The sequence below is a fragment of the Streptomyces sp. 4N124 genome (assembly GCF_052245395.1).
Classification (GTDB): Bacteria; Actinomycetota; Actinomycetes; order Streptomycetales; family Streptomycetaceae; genus Streptomyces.
On sequence record NZ_JBQQBS010000013.1, the window covers coordinates 1 to 14,857 of the forward strand.

A 14,857-nucleotide genomic window follows, 5' to 3' on the forward strand; every position below is an offset into this window, starting at 1 on the left:
CGGAACTGACCCAGCCGCCGACGTCGTACCACTGTCCGGATCGGTCGCACCCACCGAGGCCGCCCCAGAACCACCAGAGCCGGACCCGGAGCCGGAGCCCCGCACGGCAGCCCGAGCCGCAGCGGCACCGCTCCCCGGCGGAACCGGAGGAGCGGAAGCGCCCATGGCGCCCATCGCCCCACCCGCGCCGCCGTGCGCCTCGGGCCCGGGCACATACCCCATGGCGGGCGTCCCGCCCCCGGCCGAGAAGTTCACGCCGCGCTCGAGCCGGTCGAGGCGGGCCATCACCGACCGCTCGTCCCCGTATGCGGCGGGCAGCATCACGCGCGCGCAGATCAGTTCGAGCTGGAGGCGGGGTGAGGTGGCGCCCCGCATCTCGGTCAGGCCTTCGTTGACGAGGTCGGCGGCGCGGCTGAGTTCGGCGGCGCCGAAGGTGCCGGCCTGGGCCTGCATCCGCTCGAGCACGTCGGCGGGGGCATCGATGAGCCCCTTCTCCACCGCATCCGGAACGGCGGCGAGGATCACCAGGTCCCGCAGCCGCTCCAGCAGATCAGCGACGAAGCGACGCGGGTCGTTGCCGCCCTCGATGATGCGGTCGACGACCTCGAAGGCGGCGGCTCCGTCACCTGTGGCGAAGGCCTCGACGACGGAGTCGAGCAGCGAAGTGTCCGTGTAGCCGAGCAGCGAGATGGCCATGGCATACGTCACACCGTCGGCACCGGCCGCGGCGAGCAGCTGGTCCATGACGGACATGGAGTCACGCACGGACCCGGCCCCGGCGCGCACGACCAGCGGCAGCACCCCGTCCTCGACAGGGATGTTCTCCCGCCCGCACACCTCGCCGAGGTACTCCCTCAGCGTCCCCGGCGGAACGAGCCGGAACGGATAGTGATGGGTCCGCGACCGGATCGTCCCGATGACCTTCTCGGGCTCGGTGGTGGCGAAGATGAACTTGAGGTGCTCCGGCGGCTCCTCGACGACCTTCAGCAGCGCGTTGAAACCGGCCGACGTGACCATGTGGGCCTCGTCGATGATGTAGATCTTGTAGCGGCTGCCGGCGGGCCCGAAGAAGGCCTTCTCTCGCAGGTCACGGGCATCATCGACACCGCCGTGCGAAGCGGCGTCGATCTCGATGACGTCGATGGAACCGGGCCCGTTCCGAGCAAGGTCCCGGCAGGACTGGCACTCACCGCACGGGGTGGGCGTGGGCCCCTGCTCGCAGTTCAGGCACCGCGCCAGAATGCGCGCGCTCGTCGTCTTGCCGCACCCGCGCGGACCGCTGAACAGGTACGCGTGATTGACCCGGTTGTTCCGCAGCGCCTGCTGCAGCGGGTCGGTTACATGCTCCTGCCCGATGACCTCGGCGAACGACTCCGGGCGATAGCGGCGGTACAGCGCAAGAGACGACACGCATACGAGGTTATAGGCGCCCACTGACAACGGACTCCGCCCGCCGGTCGCCCGGCAACGCAAGCGCCCCCCACGCACCCGCCAGAGCCAACCTACCCTTGCTGCCTTCCGGCCCTGGGGGAGTTCAGTCAGATAGCGCCGCGTGAGGGGCTGCGCCCACAGTACCCGATGCCGGCCAGGGGGAACGAGTTCGCAAGCACTCCTCAACGTCTTGTATTGTTTGCGGCGGAGGATTCGCCTAGAGGCCTAGGGCGCACGCTTGGAAAGCGTGTTGGGGGCAACCCCTCACGAGTTCGAATCTCGTATCCTCCGCCAGTGCCTCACCGGGCACGATGTCGAAGGGCCCCACCGTTCGCGGTGGGGCCCTTCGACGTGTGTGGTCGAGATCGGGGCTTACGACACAGGAGGGCCGTAAGCCTGCGGAATTGTCCGCGACCGGTAACAGACTGATCCTTCGGCCGCCTTCCTCCCTCTTCACGGACGCACAGGCTCCACAGCGACGGCGAGGGACAGCGGACATGAGGCGAAGTGGCGGACGAGGGTGGTACGGCAAGGTGCTCGCGGCGGCGGTCGGGGTGACCGCGGTGGCTGCCATGGCCTCGGTCTGGGACGCACAACTCGGTGCCACCGAGGGCCGGCCCGGCAGCACCGACGTCTCGACGCCCGCCAACTCGTCCCAGCCGAGCGCCCAGTCACCGGGCCGGAAGAAGGTGGCGCCGGTGTCGCCGGGGATCGCGCATGCCTCGGACGGAGGCGCGCGGAGCGTCAACATCACCATCGACGACGGGCCGGACCCCACCTGGACACCGGAGGCCTTGCAGGTGCTGCGGGACAACGGTGTGAAGGCCACGTTCTGCATGGTGGGCCCGCAGGCCCGCGCCCATCCGGACCTGGTCAAGCAGGTGGTGGCGGCCGGGCACCGGCTCTGTGACCACACGGTTTCGCACGACGTCGCCATGGACAAGAAGTCCGAGGCCTATCAGTCACAGCAGATACTCGACGCCGAACGCATGATCACCGAGGCGTCGGGGGGCGTCCGGCCGATGTACTACCGGGCCCCGGGCGGTGCCTTCACCCCGTACAGCCGTCACCTCGCCGCGTCCCACGGCATGCGCCCGCTCGGCTGGAACGTCGACTCCAAGGACTTCGAGCGCGCGGGCACGGAGACCATCGTCGCCACCGTCAAGAACGAGATCTCCAACGGCCCGACCCTGCTCTTCCACGACGCGGGTGGAGACCGCTCCCAGACCGTGGCCGCCCTGCGTGAAGTCCTGCCGTGGTTGAAGGAGCAGGGGTATTCGTTCGGGTTCCCCGTGCGCTGAACCCGATCGTGCCAACTGCCTTGCGCAACCGCGTGATCCTCAGGTGGCCCGCACCGTGCTCGCACAGTCGGGCGGAGGCGGAGGCTCGGGCCGCAGGGACTGCAGCTCGATGTTGATGGACCGCAGCCGTTCCTGCTCGCCCGCGTCGCGGGCGCGTTCGCCGTCGCGAATGAGGCGGTCAGCCCTGGACGGGTGGCGCATCCGGTCGCGGTAGCGGGCCAGGTTGTCGAAGACGAGTGGCTGCAGCACCCCGGCACGGTCCAGGGCCGACCGCCTCATTCGCGACGGCGTGCCTACCGGATCGCCGGGTCCCGGCTCTCGCGGACCGTCCAGCCGATCGCGCCCGGCAGTTCCCCGGCGCTGCGTGTGACGCTCAGGCCGGAGGCGGCCACGGCCGCTGCCGTGCCGAGGCAGAGCAATGAGCCGGGAAAGCCCGCCACCGCGCCGAGCAGGGCTGGTGCGGCCAGTGTGAACGCGACGAGCAGCCAGATGAGTTGGCGTCCGTGCAGATCCTGGCGGAATTTCGCGCGGCCGGCCAGGGCGAGGCTCGGGCGGTCGGGAGAGGTGGGGTGCAGGTTGACGGGACGGCCGTTGCCGGGGTCGGCGACGTACTGGACGGCGGCTTCGCGGGAGAGCTCTCCCCACACCACGTGTCCGGTGTCGGCGACGAGAGCTACGGGGAGTCCCTTCTCGATCAGCTTCCAGCGGGTCGGCAGGCACACCCAGGCCTGGTGGCTGCCGAGTTGGAGTCCGGCCTGAAGCAGGTCCGTGGTGGTGCGCGTCAGGCCGGTGCCGCCGCCCGCCGGATACATGGGGTAGACCTGCAGTGGGACGCCACCCTCGACCGGCGACACTTCGAGCCAGTGCGTGTGCTCGACCTTGATCGTGCCGGGCTTGTCACCCCGTTTCTCGTACCGCTTCCAGACGGGTGCCCCGATCCGTACGCGCACGGCGTGCACCTGCCCTGCGGCGGCGTCTGCGCACAGGACACGCTGACGGGAGCCCAGCCGGTGTCCCAGCAGGTCGGTCGCGACGTAGACGAGCAGCCAGAAGCCGAGGCCCATGCCGAGGATGCCGACGAAGCCCGTCAGCACCCCCTCGTACAGAGCGAATCCGAACCGCAGCACGGCGAGCGGAGTGACGATCGTCAGCACCACGCCCGCCGCCAGGCCCCAGTCGTGGGGCGGTTTGCGTAACGAGCGCGGGATGGAGGCCTGCGCCGACACCGGCGATTCGACCCGCACCGCGGGCGCCGCCCGGCACGCGAGTATCCATCCGCCGGCAGCCAGGGCAGCGGCCCCGAGGGCCTCGATGATGTCCCACCTGGGAGTGGGCGCGTCACGCCGCACGAGGGCGAGACCGACCGCGACGGCAACCGTGACGAGCGCGGCACCCCCGCACAAGCGGGTCAGCACTGTGGTACGTCGCATGGCGCACCTTTCTCCGAGGCTCCGGTGACTGGGTGGTCAAGGGAGTGGGGGGAGGGTGCACTGCTGCGTCTGGTTCAGGCTGGTGCAGGTGGGGGCAGGACATTCTCGGCCGGACAGCGCGGAGAAGTAAAGGGTCGGCCGAGCCGAAGGCTCTGCACCGACGTTCCTTGAGATCAGCGGCGCGCGTCGTACTCCTCCCGCGCCGCGAGCACCGCCTCGATGTGCTCCTCCGCCCAGCGCCCCAGCGCCTCCAGAGGCATGTGCAGGGTGCGTCCCAGCGCGGTCAGCTCGTACTCGACCCTCGGCGGGACCTCCGCGTAGACGTGGCGGGTGATGAGGCCGTCGCGTTCGAGGTCCCGCAGGGTGTCGGTGAGGACCTTCGCGCTGATGCCGTCGACGGTGGTGCGCAGGTCGCGGAAGCGCAGTCTGCCGCTGCTGAGGGCGATGACGACCATGGCGGTCCACTTGTTGGCGATGCGGGCCAGCGACGTGCGGGAGGGGCAGGTCGCGGTCATCACGTTGAAATCCGGGTGCTGTGGCATGTGTCACACCGGTCCATTAGTTACGTTGAGGTGACTGGTTACCGATGGTGAGTATAGGGCTCCAGCAGCAAGAACTTGACCAAGAAGATCTGACTGAGGAGAGCATCATCATGGAGCCCAACACCCTCACCGTCGCCCGCCGCTACGTCGCCGCCGTGTCCGCAAAGGACTTCGCCGCGGTCGCCGGCCTGTTCGCGGACGACATCGTGTGGCACCAGCCCGGCGACAACGCGGTCTCCGGCACCTACCGCGGCGGGGCCGCGGTGGGCGAGATGTTCGCCGCCCAAATGGCCGCCACCGAGGGGACCTTCGAACTGCGACTGACCGGCGACGCCATGGTCAACGGCGCGCTGGTCGCGATCCCCGTCCGCTTCTCGGCCAAGCGCGCCGGCAGTGAGATGTCGATGGACGGGGTCGACGTGCTGAGGGTCGAGGGCGACAAGATCGCGGAGGTGTGGCTGTTCTCCGCCGACCAGCAGGCCGAGGACGCCTTCTGGGGCGCCGGCTGAACACTGGACGCCCCGACGGAGTCGTGGGAGCTGCCACCCTGGTGACTGGAGGCTGCCGTCCTGGTCCGTGTCGAACATGTGATGTGGACGGCCGCAGCCAGCCGGATCCCGGCTGGCGCATACTGGGGGCAATGACAAAGCCCGATGCACCGAAGCGCCACTTGCCTACCAGCCCCTTCAAGAGGCCGGTCGCACCGGCCCCCAAGCACTTCGCCGTGGGCGACCAGGTCACCCATGACATGTACGGCCTCGGTCGGGTCGTCGGTATCGAGGACGGGATCGCCGCGCTCGTGGACTTCGGTTCGACGCAAGTGCGGATCCTGAGCCCGTACTCCAAGATGACCAAGCTGTAGGGCCGCTGTGCCCTGTCACCGAAAGGGAGACCTCCCATCGATCTGACCTCGCTGTTCTCCGCTCCGGAAGGGGCGGCGTCGCACTCTGCCATTACGGCATCGCCGCCTCCGGCGACGGACCCCTTCCAGGCACCGGACTTTGGGGAGGACGAGGCTCTCCTGCTCGACTCGGGGCACGCCGACTTCGACCAGTGACAGTGGCAGTGCCTTCGACAGCTCGGCCACGACCATCCAGCCGCCTGCCCGCCTTCCCGGACCGGGCTACTTAGGTTAGGTTCGCCTTACCTGGTTCAACGGCTGGAAAGAAGTCCTCTCATGACCCCCGCCCCCTCCCGTCGCCGCCTCCTCACCGCCGCCGGTGCGCTCGCCTTCGGGCACCTCCTCGCCGCCTGCGGCAGTGGGGACACGGAGGCGAGGGAACCAGGGGCGAGCAAGGGTGGGCCCTGGTCGTTCAAGGACGACCGTGGCCGTACGGTCCGTACCGATGCGATGCCGGAAAACATCGTCGCGTTCGTCAGTACCGCCGCCGCGCTCCACGACTACGGCATCACGTGCACCGGCGTCTTCGGTCCCACCGAGCCCGTGGACGGCAGGCCGAACCCGCAGGCCGGGGACATGGACGTATCCCAGCTGACCAGTCTGGGCACCGTCTGGGGGCAGTTCAACGTCGAGAAGTACGCCGCGCTCCAGCCGGATCTGCTGATCAGCAACATGTTCCCGGCGCCGGATCTCTGGTTCGTTCCCGAGGAGAGCCGGAAGAAGATCGAGTCCCTCGCCCCCACCGTCGGCATCAACGTCGCCCGTACCTCGCTGCTGAACCCCCTGAAGCGGACCGCCGAGCTGGCGGAATCCCTCGGCGCCGACCTGAGCGCGAAGAAGGTCGTCGACGACAAAGCCCGCTTCGAAGAGGCTGTCGAGACCCTGCGCGGCGCCGCTCGGGCCAATGGCGGGCTCAAGGTCATGGCGATCACCGGTGACAGCGAGAACTTCTACGTCGCCGTGCCGGACTCCTACAGCGACCTGATCTACTTCAAGGATCTCGGCGTGGACTTCGTCGAGGGCAAGAAGTCCGACGAGTGGGGCTTCTGGGAGTTCCTCAGCTGGGAGAACGTCGACAAGTACGACGCCGATCTCATCATGGTCGACAACCGCTCCAGCGCGATGACCCTCGACCAGCTCGCCGCGAAGGCCACCTGGCGCCAGCTCCCCGCGGTCAAGGCCGGCCAGACCACCCCGTGGTCGATGGAGGAGCGCTTCAGCTACGCCGGGTTCGCCCCCGTCGTCGAACGTCTCGCCGCCGCCGTGGAGAAGGCGAAGAAGCTCACCTGACCGCGCTCAGCCACCCAGCGTCCGTGACGGCGGATGCCCGTACCGCTGCCGGTACTGCGCCGCGAAGCGGCCCAGGTTGCCGAAGCCCCAGCGGTGGGCGATCTCGGAGACGCCGGCCGAGCCGTCCCGGGCGGCCGCCATCAGGTCCTGATGGGCGCGTTCGAGGCGGACCTCGCGGAGGTAGCCGAGGGGGGTGGTGTCGAGGTGCCGACGGAAGGCCTCCTGGAGGGCGCGGGGGCTGACCCGGGCCCTCGTCGCCAGGTCGGCGAGCGTGTGCGGGCGGTCGGGCTCCTCCTCGACCAGCGTCATCACGCGGCGTACGGCGGCGTGCGAGACGGTGCCGGTGCGGCGGGCGTCGACACCGGGGGTGATCAGACGCTGGGTGGCGACCAGCAGCCCGGCCGCGGTCTGCGTCAGCTGCTCGGCGACGAGCGGGTTGGTGCGGGCGATGCCGTCGCCGAGCACCTCACGGCGCACGGTCTCGGAGATACCGGCCCAGGTGCGGCCGGCCTGCGGTGAGACGGGCCCGCCGAGTGCGAACCGGGCCCGTACCGGGGCGTCCAGGCCCAGCGCGTCGGCCGCGGCCTGCTCCACGGTCTCCTTCGCGAGCCGCACGGTGAACATCTGCGCGCCCGGCGACCAGTGCACCTGGAAGCTGCGGTACGGATCCAGCACGTAGGTCTCGCCGGGGCCGACGCACACCTCCTCGCGCCCGGGCGAACTCACCCTGACCCGGCCGCGGACGACCTCGCACATCAGCAGGTAGCTGCCGAGCGGCTGAGGCCGGATCAGGGTCTCCGCGTAGAGGTCCGGGGAGCCGTACGACAGTCCGGAGACCGTGATCCCGGGGAAGCCGCTCTCCGCGTACCACGCCGAGAACTCCCGTGGATCGCCCAGGCACTCCAGGTCGTACGGGCTGTACGCCTGGCTGATGATCTCCCGGATCTCCTCGAGGTCGCCGCTGCGCACGAGGGTGGTCAGCCTGCTCAGTTCGCCGGATACGGCGCTGAGCGGTGCCATCAGGACAATCTCCCTGTCTCCGCGTTTTGCGGCCGAGGGCCGCGTTTGGCGAGTAGCCGCCCGAACGCTCCGTTAGTAGCGTCGTCCCTGTCCGTAGTCAAGGCGCCACCGATTCCGTACACCGGTTTCGGGACAGCCGCGCCGCTCGGACACCGCCCTGAACCACGGGGGACGTTCAGGGCGGTTCTTCGTGGAGGGCCCCGTCGCGCGAGTACACCGCGCACGGGGTCCCTCTCATGTCCGGGACCGCCCGGGATCGCCCGAGACGGACCTACAGCCACCCCTTCCGCTTGAAGCCCCGGTGGGTGAAGAAGCAGGCCGTCGCGATGACCGCCATGACGAGCGGGTAGCCGAATTTCCAGTGGAGTTCGGGCATGTGCTGGAAGTTCATGCCGTACACGCCGCACACCATCGTCGGTACGGCGATGATCGCGGCCCAAGCGGTGATCTTGCGCATGTCCTCGTTCTGGGCGACGGTCACCTGCGCGAGATGGGCCTGGAGGATGGAGTCGAGGAGGCCGTCGAAGGCGTGTATCTGCTCGGTGACGCGGGTGAGATGGTCGGAGACGTCGCGGAAGTAGGCCCGTATCCCGGGGGCGACCGAGCAGGTCGGGTCGGTCGCGAGCCGGTTCATGGGGCGGTCCAGCGGGACCACCGCCCGCTTGAATTCGAGCAGTTCGCGCTTGAGCTGGTAGATCCGGCCGGCGTCGCCGCCGCGGCCGTCCCGCGGGGAGAAGACCTCGCTCTCGACGTGGTCGATGTCGTTGTGGAGGGCGTCGGTGACGGTCAGGTAGTCGTCGACGACATGGTCGGCGATGGCGTGCAGGACGGCCGCCGGGCCCTGGGCGAGTTGCCGCGGGTCGGATTCCAGGTCTTCGCGCAGCAGCCCGAGGGAGCCATGGCGGCCGTGGCGCACGGTGACGACGAAGTCGGGGCCCGCGAACACCATGATCTCGCCGGTGTCGACGACCTCGCTGGTCGCGGTGAGTTCGGCGTGCTCGACGTACGTCACCGTCTTGAAGACGGCGAACAGGACGTCGCCGTACTGCTCGACCTTGGGCCGCTGATGGGCGTGGACGGCGTCCTCGACGGCGAGCGGGTGCAGGCCGAACAGTTCGGCGATCCGCGCGAACTCCAGCTCCGTGGGCTCGTGCAGACCGAGCCAGACGAAGCCGCGGTGGCCGTGCTTGCGGACCCGGGCGACGGATTCCTCGACCGTGTCGGCGGCCTTCTCCCGGATGCCGTCGCGGTAGACGACGCAGTTGACCACCGCGGAGCCGAGCGGGGAGCGCGCCGGGTGGCTCAGGTCCACGCGTCGCCCGCGCCGCGCGAGACGCGCGACTTTGCGCAGGCTGTCGGCCATCGACATACGACACTCTCCGGGTCCTCAGTGGTCCGGACAGTGTGCCAGGTGGTGGTAAGAGCGCCGTCAGGCCGACCCCGGGCAGCGACCCTACGACTCGATCCGCACCGGCAGCGTGAGCGAACCGTTCCCCCAGTACCCCCCCCCTTGTCCGTCAGCTCGGCGTCGATCGGGCCGATGTCCTGGGCGGGGAAGGGGACGACGGTGACGGACGCGGCGGGCACCGCGCCGGCCGGTGCCGCCTGCGCCGCCTCGGCCTCCGCCCGGCCCGGCAGCGTGCCGGTGAGCACGGTCGTGATCAGCAGCACCACGGCGGCGACGCCGACTTCGGCCAGCACGGACCGGCGCAGCGGACGGTGGTCCGGAGCGGCCGGTGGGGCGGGGTCCGGCGGCTCCGGGAGGGACGGCGGACCGCCGACCGGCTCCGGCACCCGTTCCGGTACGACCGTCTCCGCCTCGGCCGTCCTTGTCGTCCATCGCCGCGAGAACCCGGCCGCCGCCAGCAGCAACGCCACCGCGACCAGCCTGACGACCAGGATCCGCCGGTACGACGTGTCGGTGAAGGCGCTCCAGGAGCCCAGCCCGCGCCAGGACTGGTAGACGCCGGTGACGGCCAGGACGGTCACGGAGGCGAAGGCGAGCCGGGAGAAGCGGGCGACCGTCGCGGCGGAGGACGAGCCCCGGCGGAGGAGGAGGGCGACCAGCCCGCCCAGCCACACCGCCATCGCCATCGCCAGCAGATGCAGCGCGGACGAGGTGATCGCCACCGGCACCTGGATCCCGGCGGACGCGTGCTCGGCCGGGATCCAGGTCAGCGCGAGGCCGACGGCGAGGGCGGCGCCGGGCACCTGCGAGAGGCGGCGCTGTGGCTGCGCGGAAAGGCCCCTCCGCAACAGGACCGCCGCGACCGCCAGCAGCCCGAGCCGCGCCAGCAGCAACACACCCGGCCGACCAGCAGGGCGAGGGTGGCGCCGAGCAGGGTCCACCAGGCCGCCCACAGGGGCCTGTTCAGGCGCTCGGGGTCCGGCGGGCGGCAGACCACGACGAACACGGCCGCGCCGATGAGCAGGGCCCCGGCGAGATAGGCGAGGTAGCGGGCGATGTCCCAGAGGCTGCCGGTCACGGGGTCCTCGACCGGGCCGGTGTCCACCGTCGCGGCCGTCGCGGAGGGCTTGCCGACGGAGAAGGTGAAGGCGCCCGACACCGGATGGCTGTCCGCCGACACCACACGCCACGTCACCGTGAACGTCCCGGTGCCCGACTTCGCGGGCAGGCACACCCGCACCGCGTCCGAACGGCCCGGCACATGCTCCGCCTCACCGAGGCGCAGCCGGTGGCCGCTGGGGTCCAGGACGCGGACGGAGTCGTCGAGCAGACCGACCGACTCCGTGAAGGTCAGGGTGAGGTCACCGGGGCTGACTTGAGGACGCTTCCGTCGGCCGGGTCGGTGGAGCGGAGTGCGGCATGCGCCGACGCCGTTCCCGTGCCGCCGAGGACGAGCAGGACCAGCACGGCGCATAGCAGCACCAGCCCTTGAACTCCTCGCCCGCGGACGAATTCGCTTCCCCGTCGCTCAAGTCCTCTGACGTCTCTGCCACTTCGATACGTACGTACGCGGCGGGTGCGCCGCTCACCACGTGGGCCGCGCGGACACCCCTCCGTCCACGACCAGGTCGTGCCCGGTGATCCAGGACGCGAGGGGCGAGGCGAGGAACACGCACGCGTCGCCGACGTCCTCGGGCCGCCCGAGCCGCCCGGCGGGGACTGCCCGTTCCCAGCGTTCCACCCCCTCCGGCCAGTCCTCCGCCAGCCCCTCCCGCTCGATCAGCCCGGGCGAGACCGTGTTGACGCGGATCCCGAACGGCCCGTACTCCAGGGCCGCGGCCCGCGCGTGCATGACCACACCGGCCTTGGACGCGGAGTAGTGGGCGTGCAGCGGAGCCGGCTGGCGGGCCTCGGTGGAGGCGATGTGTGTCACGCTGCCGCCCCCGCTCTCCCGCATGAGCTCCGCGGCGGCTTGCGTACAGGCAAAGACACTCGACAAGTTGGTGTCCACGACCGCCCGCCACTCCTGAGCCGTCATCCCGGGCAGCGGCTGCGTCGGCTGTACGCCCGCGTTGTTGACCAGCGCGGTCAGCGGCCCGGAGGCCCACGCGGCGGCCTCGTGCACGACCCGTCGGCAGGCGTCCGCGTCGGACAGATCGCCCTCCAGAACGACGGCCCGGCGGCCCAGCTCCTCGATCCGGTACGCCACCTCGCGCGCCGCCTCCACCTCCGTACGGCAGTGCAGCGCGACCGCCGCGCCCTCCTCGGCGAACCGCAGCGCGATCCCGCGTCCGATGCCGCGGGACGCGCCCGTGACAAGGGCGGTCTGTCCTTCGAGCAGAGTCATGGACGGCACAGTTCCACGATGCGCGCGGCCTCGGCGGGGTAGCGCGCCGTGAGGTCGGCCACGTCCCCGTGCTCGTAGTCCTGGTAGGCGAAGCCGGGAGCCATGGTGCAGCCGAAGAGGGCCCAGGCGCCGCCCGCGACCACCCGCGCGCCCATCCAGGTGCGGGCCGGGACGGTGAACTGGGGGTGCTGCCCGCCGAGTACGTCCGGGCCCAGCACGACCGTCCGCGAGGTGCCGTCCGGCGCGAGCAGCAACAGCTGGAGCGGATCGCCGAGATAGAAGTGCCAGACCTCGTCGGTGGGCAGCCGGTGCAGGGCCGAGAAGTCGTCCGGGGCGGCTGTCAGCAGGGCGACTATGGCCGTGCCGTCGGGCCGCCCGTCCGCCCGCTCGGGCCCGGCCCAGGTCTGCCGGAACAGCCCGCCCTCGCGCGGTATGGGCTGCAGTCCGTAGTGGGCGATCAGGTCTTCCGGGGTCACCCGGGGAAGGCTACCTCCCGGGTGAGGAAGGCCAGTTGGGCGTGCTTCTCGGGCAGATACACGTCAGGGAGGTCGACCTCCGGCAGGACGACGACGGGTCCGGCCGTGAAGCCCAGCTTCAGGAAGCGGGCGACCGCCTTCTCGTTGCTCACGTCGGGATCGACCACGATCCGGCGCCGGTCCAGGCCGAGCAGCACGTACGAGACGAGCGCGCCGACCAGCGCCGCGGTCCAGCCGGACCGCGCGCCCTGTGCTCCGGCGGGCGCGAGCAGCAGATGCACCCCGATGTCGCCGGGCCGGACCTCGTAGCAGTGGCTGACCCGGTCGGCGTCCGGCTCGTAGGTCTGGAGCATCGCGACCGGTTCCGCGTCCCGCACCACCAGGTAGGCGTGGTGGGTGTCGAGCGTGTCCATGTGGGCGTAGATCTCGGCCACTTGGTCCCGGGTGAGGCCGTTCATGCCCCAGAAGGAGGCCCGCTCCTCACTCACCCAGCCGTGCACCACCTCGGCGTCGGCGTGGGCGTCGAGGGGCAGCACGCGGAGGGTCCCGAGGCCGTCGACCTGCTGCTCGTGGACGGCCTGGCGGGCGGGGGCGTGGGTGTCAGACATCGGTTTCCTTGGTGAGTGCGTCGAAGTCGGTGATGACCGGGACCAGATCTCCTCTGGCCCACAAAGGCAGTTGGTCACGGTGGTGGGCCGAGCCCGGCACCCCGGAGGCGCCGAACGGCACCGCCCAGCGACTGTCCTCCCGGCAGGCCAGATCCCACACATAGCGGGCGGCCGGTCCGCGCGCGGCCAGGTCGGTGGTGCCGGGCACGGAGGAGGTGCACAGCACGCAGTCGTGATCGCCGGACAGGCCCGGTTCGTCGTACGAGGTGTTGGGCAGCGCCCGCCAGGGGGCCAGGCGGTGGGACTCACCCCACGTGCCCGGCGGCCGGCCGGCGACTTCCTCGACGGCCGCGCGGACGGTCGCGGTGCGGTCGATGTCGTACAACTCCTCGGCACGCAGCAGATGTTCGAGGGCGAAGCCGATGCGCGGGCCGAGGGCGAGCCAGGGGAGGAAGGCCTCCGGGTAGGCGGGCGGGACGGCGAGGGCGGCGAACGCGGGGTGCTCGGCGAGATGCCGTACGACGGCTCCGCGCACCGCCGCGTAGGCGGCCGCCTCCGTGCTGTCCGCGTCCATGCGCCGGTCCCAGGCGAGGAGGCGGTCCCGCAGGGCGGTGGCCTCGGGCGTGAGGTCGTCGAGGGCAGCGAGGTGGTCCAACAGGGCCGCGGCGGAGCCGAGATGGGTGTCCATGTGGATCGCGGGCATGTCCCCCGCCGTCCACTTCTCCTTCTCCTTCAGGAGGGCGGCGATGCGGTCGGCGCGGTGCGGCGCGGCGAACTCGACGCCGAGGGGCGTGGAGGGGCCGCGCTGGTTCGCCATCACCGCGATGCCGTCGGTGAGTTCGCCGTACGGCATCTCGTGCCAGCCCTGCCACTCGTGGCCGGGCTCCCAGGCGGGCACGAGGCGGGTGCGGTTGGCCGTGCCGCGCACCGGCACCTTGCCTGCCACGCGGTGCAGCAGGCCGCCCTCGGTGTCGGCGGCCATGACGACGTTCACGGGCTCGGCCCAGCGGTCGAAGGCGCGGTCCACGTCGGCGATCCGGCGGGCGCGCAGGAGGGGGAGGAGGGCGTCGAAGCCGAGGTCGCCGGTGACGCGGGGCGGGTAGCGGAGGCTGACGGCTTCCGGCGTCCCGTCGTCGAGCCCGTCGGGGCCGCCGATGATCACCGGCCCGCGCTCGGTCTCGATCACCTCGACCGGGACCGGCTCCTCACCCGCGACCTCGATGACCTCCGTGTGCCGGGGAGCCCGCACCCAGGTGCCGTCCGGGCCGAGCGCCTCGACGCCCGCGCCCGTCCGCCGCAGCCGCTCCCGGTACAGGTCCTGGTAGTCGGCCATCGCGTTGGTGATGGCCCAGGCCACCGTGCCGGTGTGGCCGAAGTGGGCGATACCGGGGACGCCGGGCACGGCGATGCCGACCACGTCGAACTCGGGGCAGGAGAGGTGGATCTGCTGGTAGATGCCGGGGTCTTCGATGAAGCGGTGCGGGTCCCCGGCGATGATGGCGGCGCCGGTCACGGTCCGCTCACCGCCGACCAGCCAGCCGTTGCTGCCGGAGGTGCCGGGCCCGTCGGCGGCGAACAGGCCGACCGCGTCCTCGCCGAGTTGCCGGACGACCTGCTCACGCCAGAGCTTGGCCGGGAACCCGGCGAACAGGATGTGGACGGCGAGCCAGACGCCGAGCGGGGTCCAGGGCTCCCAGCGGCCGGGAGCGAGACCCACGCGAGCGAACTCGGGGGTACGACGGGCCCCTTCCGCCAGCCCCTCGTTGACGCCGTCGACGTACGCCCGCACCCAGTCCGCCGTATCGGAGTCCAGGGCGTCGAAGCACCGTCTCGCGGTGTCGTCGATGCGGGCCCGTCTCGCGAGGAGGTCCCAGGGGAGGGCGCCTGCGCCGAGGAAGGAGGCGGAGGTGCCCTGGGAGCGGTGCCGTTCGACCTCCAGCTGCCAGGCCCGGTCGAGTGCGGTGACGCGGCCCTGCGCGCGGGCGAGGTCGGCCACGCCGCCCGCTCGCAGATGCGGGATTCCCCAGGCGTCGCGGTAGATCTCGGAGGTCACGCTGTGGCCCTTCTGTGCTTTAGGTTAGCCTTGCCTAAGTAAGTTCGGGC

At 71.0% G+C, this 14,857-nt stretch carries 14 protein-coding genes, 1 tRNA gene, 1 other RNA gene and 1 pseudogene; 5 read left to right on the top strand and 12 right to left on the bottom strand.

What is annotated here, in order from left to right:
- Both ACTWQO_RS15505 and ffs read right to left on the bottom strand, forming a co-directional pair.
- On the bottom strand, positions 1-1,410 hold a 1,410-nt coding region (locus ACTWQO_RS15505; protein ID WP_443237898.1), incomplete at its 3' end, for a DNA polymerase III subunit gamma and tau.
- Between the two features lie 56 nt (positions 1,411-1,466).
- Positions 1,467-1,565: signal recognition particle sRNA small type (gene ffs, locus ACTWQO_RS15510), an RNA gene on the bottom strand.
- A gap of 72 nt (positions 1,566-1,637) precedes the next feature.
- Here ffs and ACTWQO_RS15515 point away from each other — a divergent pair.
- Positions 1,638-1,725: transfer RNA gene (locus ACTWQO_RS15515), tRNA-Ser, on the top strand.
- Between the two features lie 203 nt (positions 1,726-1,928).
- On the top strand, positions 1,929-2,732 hold the full coding sequence (locus ACTWQO_RS15520; RefSeq protein WP_443237899.1) for a polysaccharide deacetylase family protein: 804 nt from the start codon (positions 1,929-1,931) through the stop codon (positions 2,730-2,732).
- 39 nt (positions 2,733-2,771) lie between these two features.
- Here the strand turns inward: ACTWQO_RS15520 and ACTWQO_RS15525 are convergent, their stop codons facing one another.
- From ACTWQO_RS15525 to ACTWQO_RS15535, 3 genes are all read right to left on the bottom strand, one after another.
- Positions 2,772-2,981 carry a hypothetical protein gene (locus ACTWQO_RS15525; protein ID WP_443237900.1) on the bottom strand — a complete coding sequence of 70 codons (210 nt, stop codon included), beginning with the start codon at positions 2,979-2,981 and terminating at the stop codon, positions 2,772-2,774.
- Between the two features lie 44 nt (positions 2,982-3,025).
- Complete coding sequence (locus tag ACTWQO_RS15530; RefSeq protein WP_443237901.1) at positions 3,026-4,162, bottom strand: hypothetical protein; 1,137 nt, start codon at positions 4,160-4,162, stop codon at positions 3,026-3,028.
- A gap of 173 nt (positions 4,163-4,335) precedes the next feature.
- Positions 4,336-4,704, bottom strand: a complete 369-nt coding sequence (locus ACTWQO_RS15535; RefSeq protein WP_443237902.1) for a winged helix-turn-helix transcriptional regulator — start codon at positions 4,702-4,704, stop codon at positions 4,336-4,338.
- A gap of 110 nt (positions 4,705-4,814) precedes the next feature.
- On the opposite strand from ACTWQO_RS15535, the gene ACTWQO_RS15540 reads away from it, so the two are divergent.
- The 3 genes from ACTWQO_RS15540 to ACTWQO_RS15550 all read left to right on the top strand — a co-directional run bounded on the left by ACTWQO_RS15540 (position 4,815) and on the right by ACTWQO_RS15550 (position 6,895).
- A complete protein-coding gene (locus tag ACTWQO_RS15540) occupies positions 4,815-5,213 on the top strand; it encodes a nuclear transport factor 2 family protein (protein WP_443237903.1) in 399 nt (132 codons plus the stop codon).
- A gap of 131 nt (positions 5,214-5,344) precedes the next feature.
- Complete coding sequence (locus tag ACTWQO_RS15545) at positions 5,345-5,566, top strand: hypothetical protein (RefSeq protein ID WP_443237904.1); 222 nt, start codon at positions 5,345-5,347, stop codon at positions 5,564-5,566.
- A 315-nt stretch (positions 5,567-5,881) separates the two neighbouring features.
- A complete protein-coding gene (locus ACTWQO_RS15550; protein ID WP_443237905.1) occupies positions 5,882-6,895 on the top strand; it encodes an ABC transporter substrate-binding protein in 1,014 nt (337 codons plus the stop codon).
- Positions 6,896-6,901: 6 nt separating this feature from the next.
- Here the strand turns inward: ACTWQO_RS15550 and ACTWQO_RS15555 are convergent, their stop codons facing one another.
- From ACTWQO_RS15555 to ACTWQO_RS15585, 7 genes and pseudogenes are all read right to left on the bottom strand, one after another.
- Positions 6,902-7,915 carry an AraC family transcriptional regulator gene (locus tag ACTWQO_RS15555; RefSeq protein ID WP_443237906.1) on the bottom strand — a complete coding sequence of 338 codons (1,014 nt, stop codon included), beginning with the start codon at positions 7,913-7,915 and terminating at the stop codon, positions 6,902-6,904.
- 271 nt (positions 7,916-8,186) lie between these two features.
- Entirely contained in the window at positions 8,187-9,284 is a 1,098-nt protein-coding gene (locus ACTWQO_RS15560; protein ID WP_443237907.1) for a magnesium and cobalt transport protein CorA, read from the bottom strand.
- Positions 9,285-9,383: 99 nt separating this feature from the next.
- Positions 9,384-10,805 (bottom strand): annotated as a pseudogene (locus ACTWQO_RS15565) (copper resistance CopC/CopD family protein); the annotation flags it as partial.
- 103 nt (positions 10,806-10,908) lie between these two features.
- Complete coding sequence (locus ACTWQO_RS15570) at positions 10,909-11,670, bottom strand: SDR family NAD(P)-dependent oxidoreductase (RefSeq protein WP_443237908.1); 762 nt, start codon at positions 11,668-11,670, stop codon at positions 10,909-10,911.
- Positions 11,667-12,146, bottom strand: coding sequence for a cupin domain-containing protein (locus tag ACTWQO_RS15575; protein WP_443237909.1), 480 nt, complete (start codon positions 12,144-12,146; stop codon positions 11,667-11,669). The genes ACTWQO_RS15570 and ACTWQO_RS15575 overlap by 4 nt, the downstream gene beginning before the upstream one ends.
- Positions 12,143-12,754 carry a GNAT family N-acetyltransferase gene (locus ACTWQO_RS15580; protein WP_443237910.1) on the bottom strand — a complete coding sequence of 204 codons (612 nt, stop codon included), beginning with the start codon at positions 12,752-12,754 and terminating at the stop codon, positions 12,143-12,145. The genes ACTWQO_RS15575 and ACTWQO_RS15580 overlap by 4 nt, the downstream gene beginning before the upstream one ends.
- Entirely contained in the window at positions 12,747-14,807 is a 2,061-nt protein-coding gene (locus ACTWQO_RS15585; protein WP_443237911.1) for a penicillin acylase family protein, read from the bottom strand. Before ACTWQO_RS15585 ends, ACTWQO_RS15580 begins: the two co-directional genes overlap by 8 nt.
- Positions 14,808-14,857 lie beyond the last annotated feature (50 nt).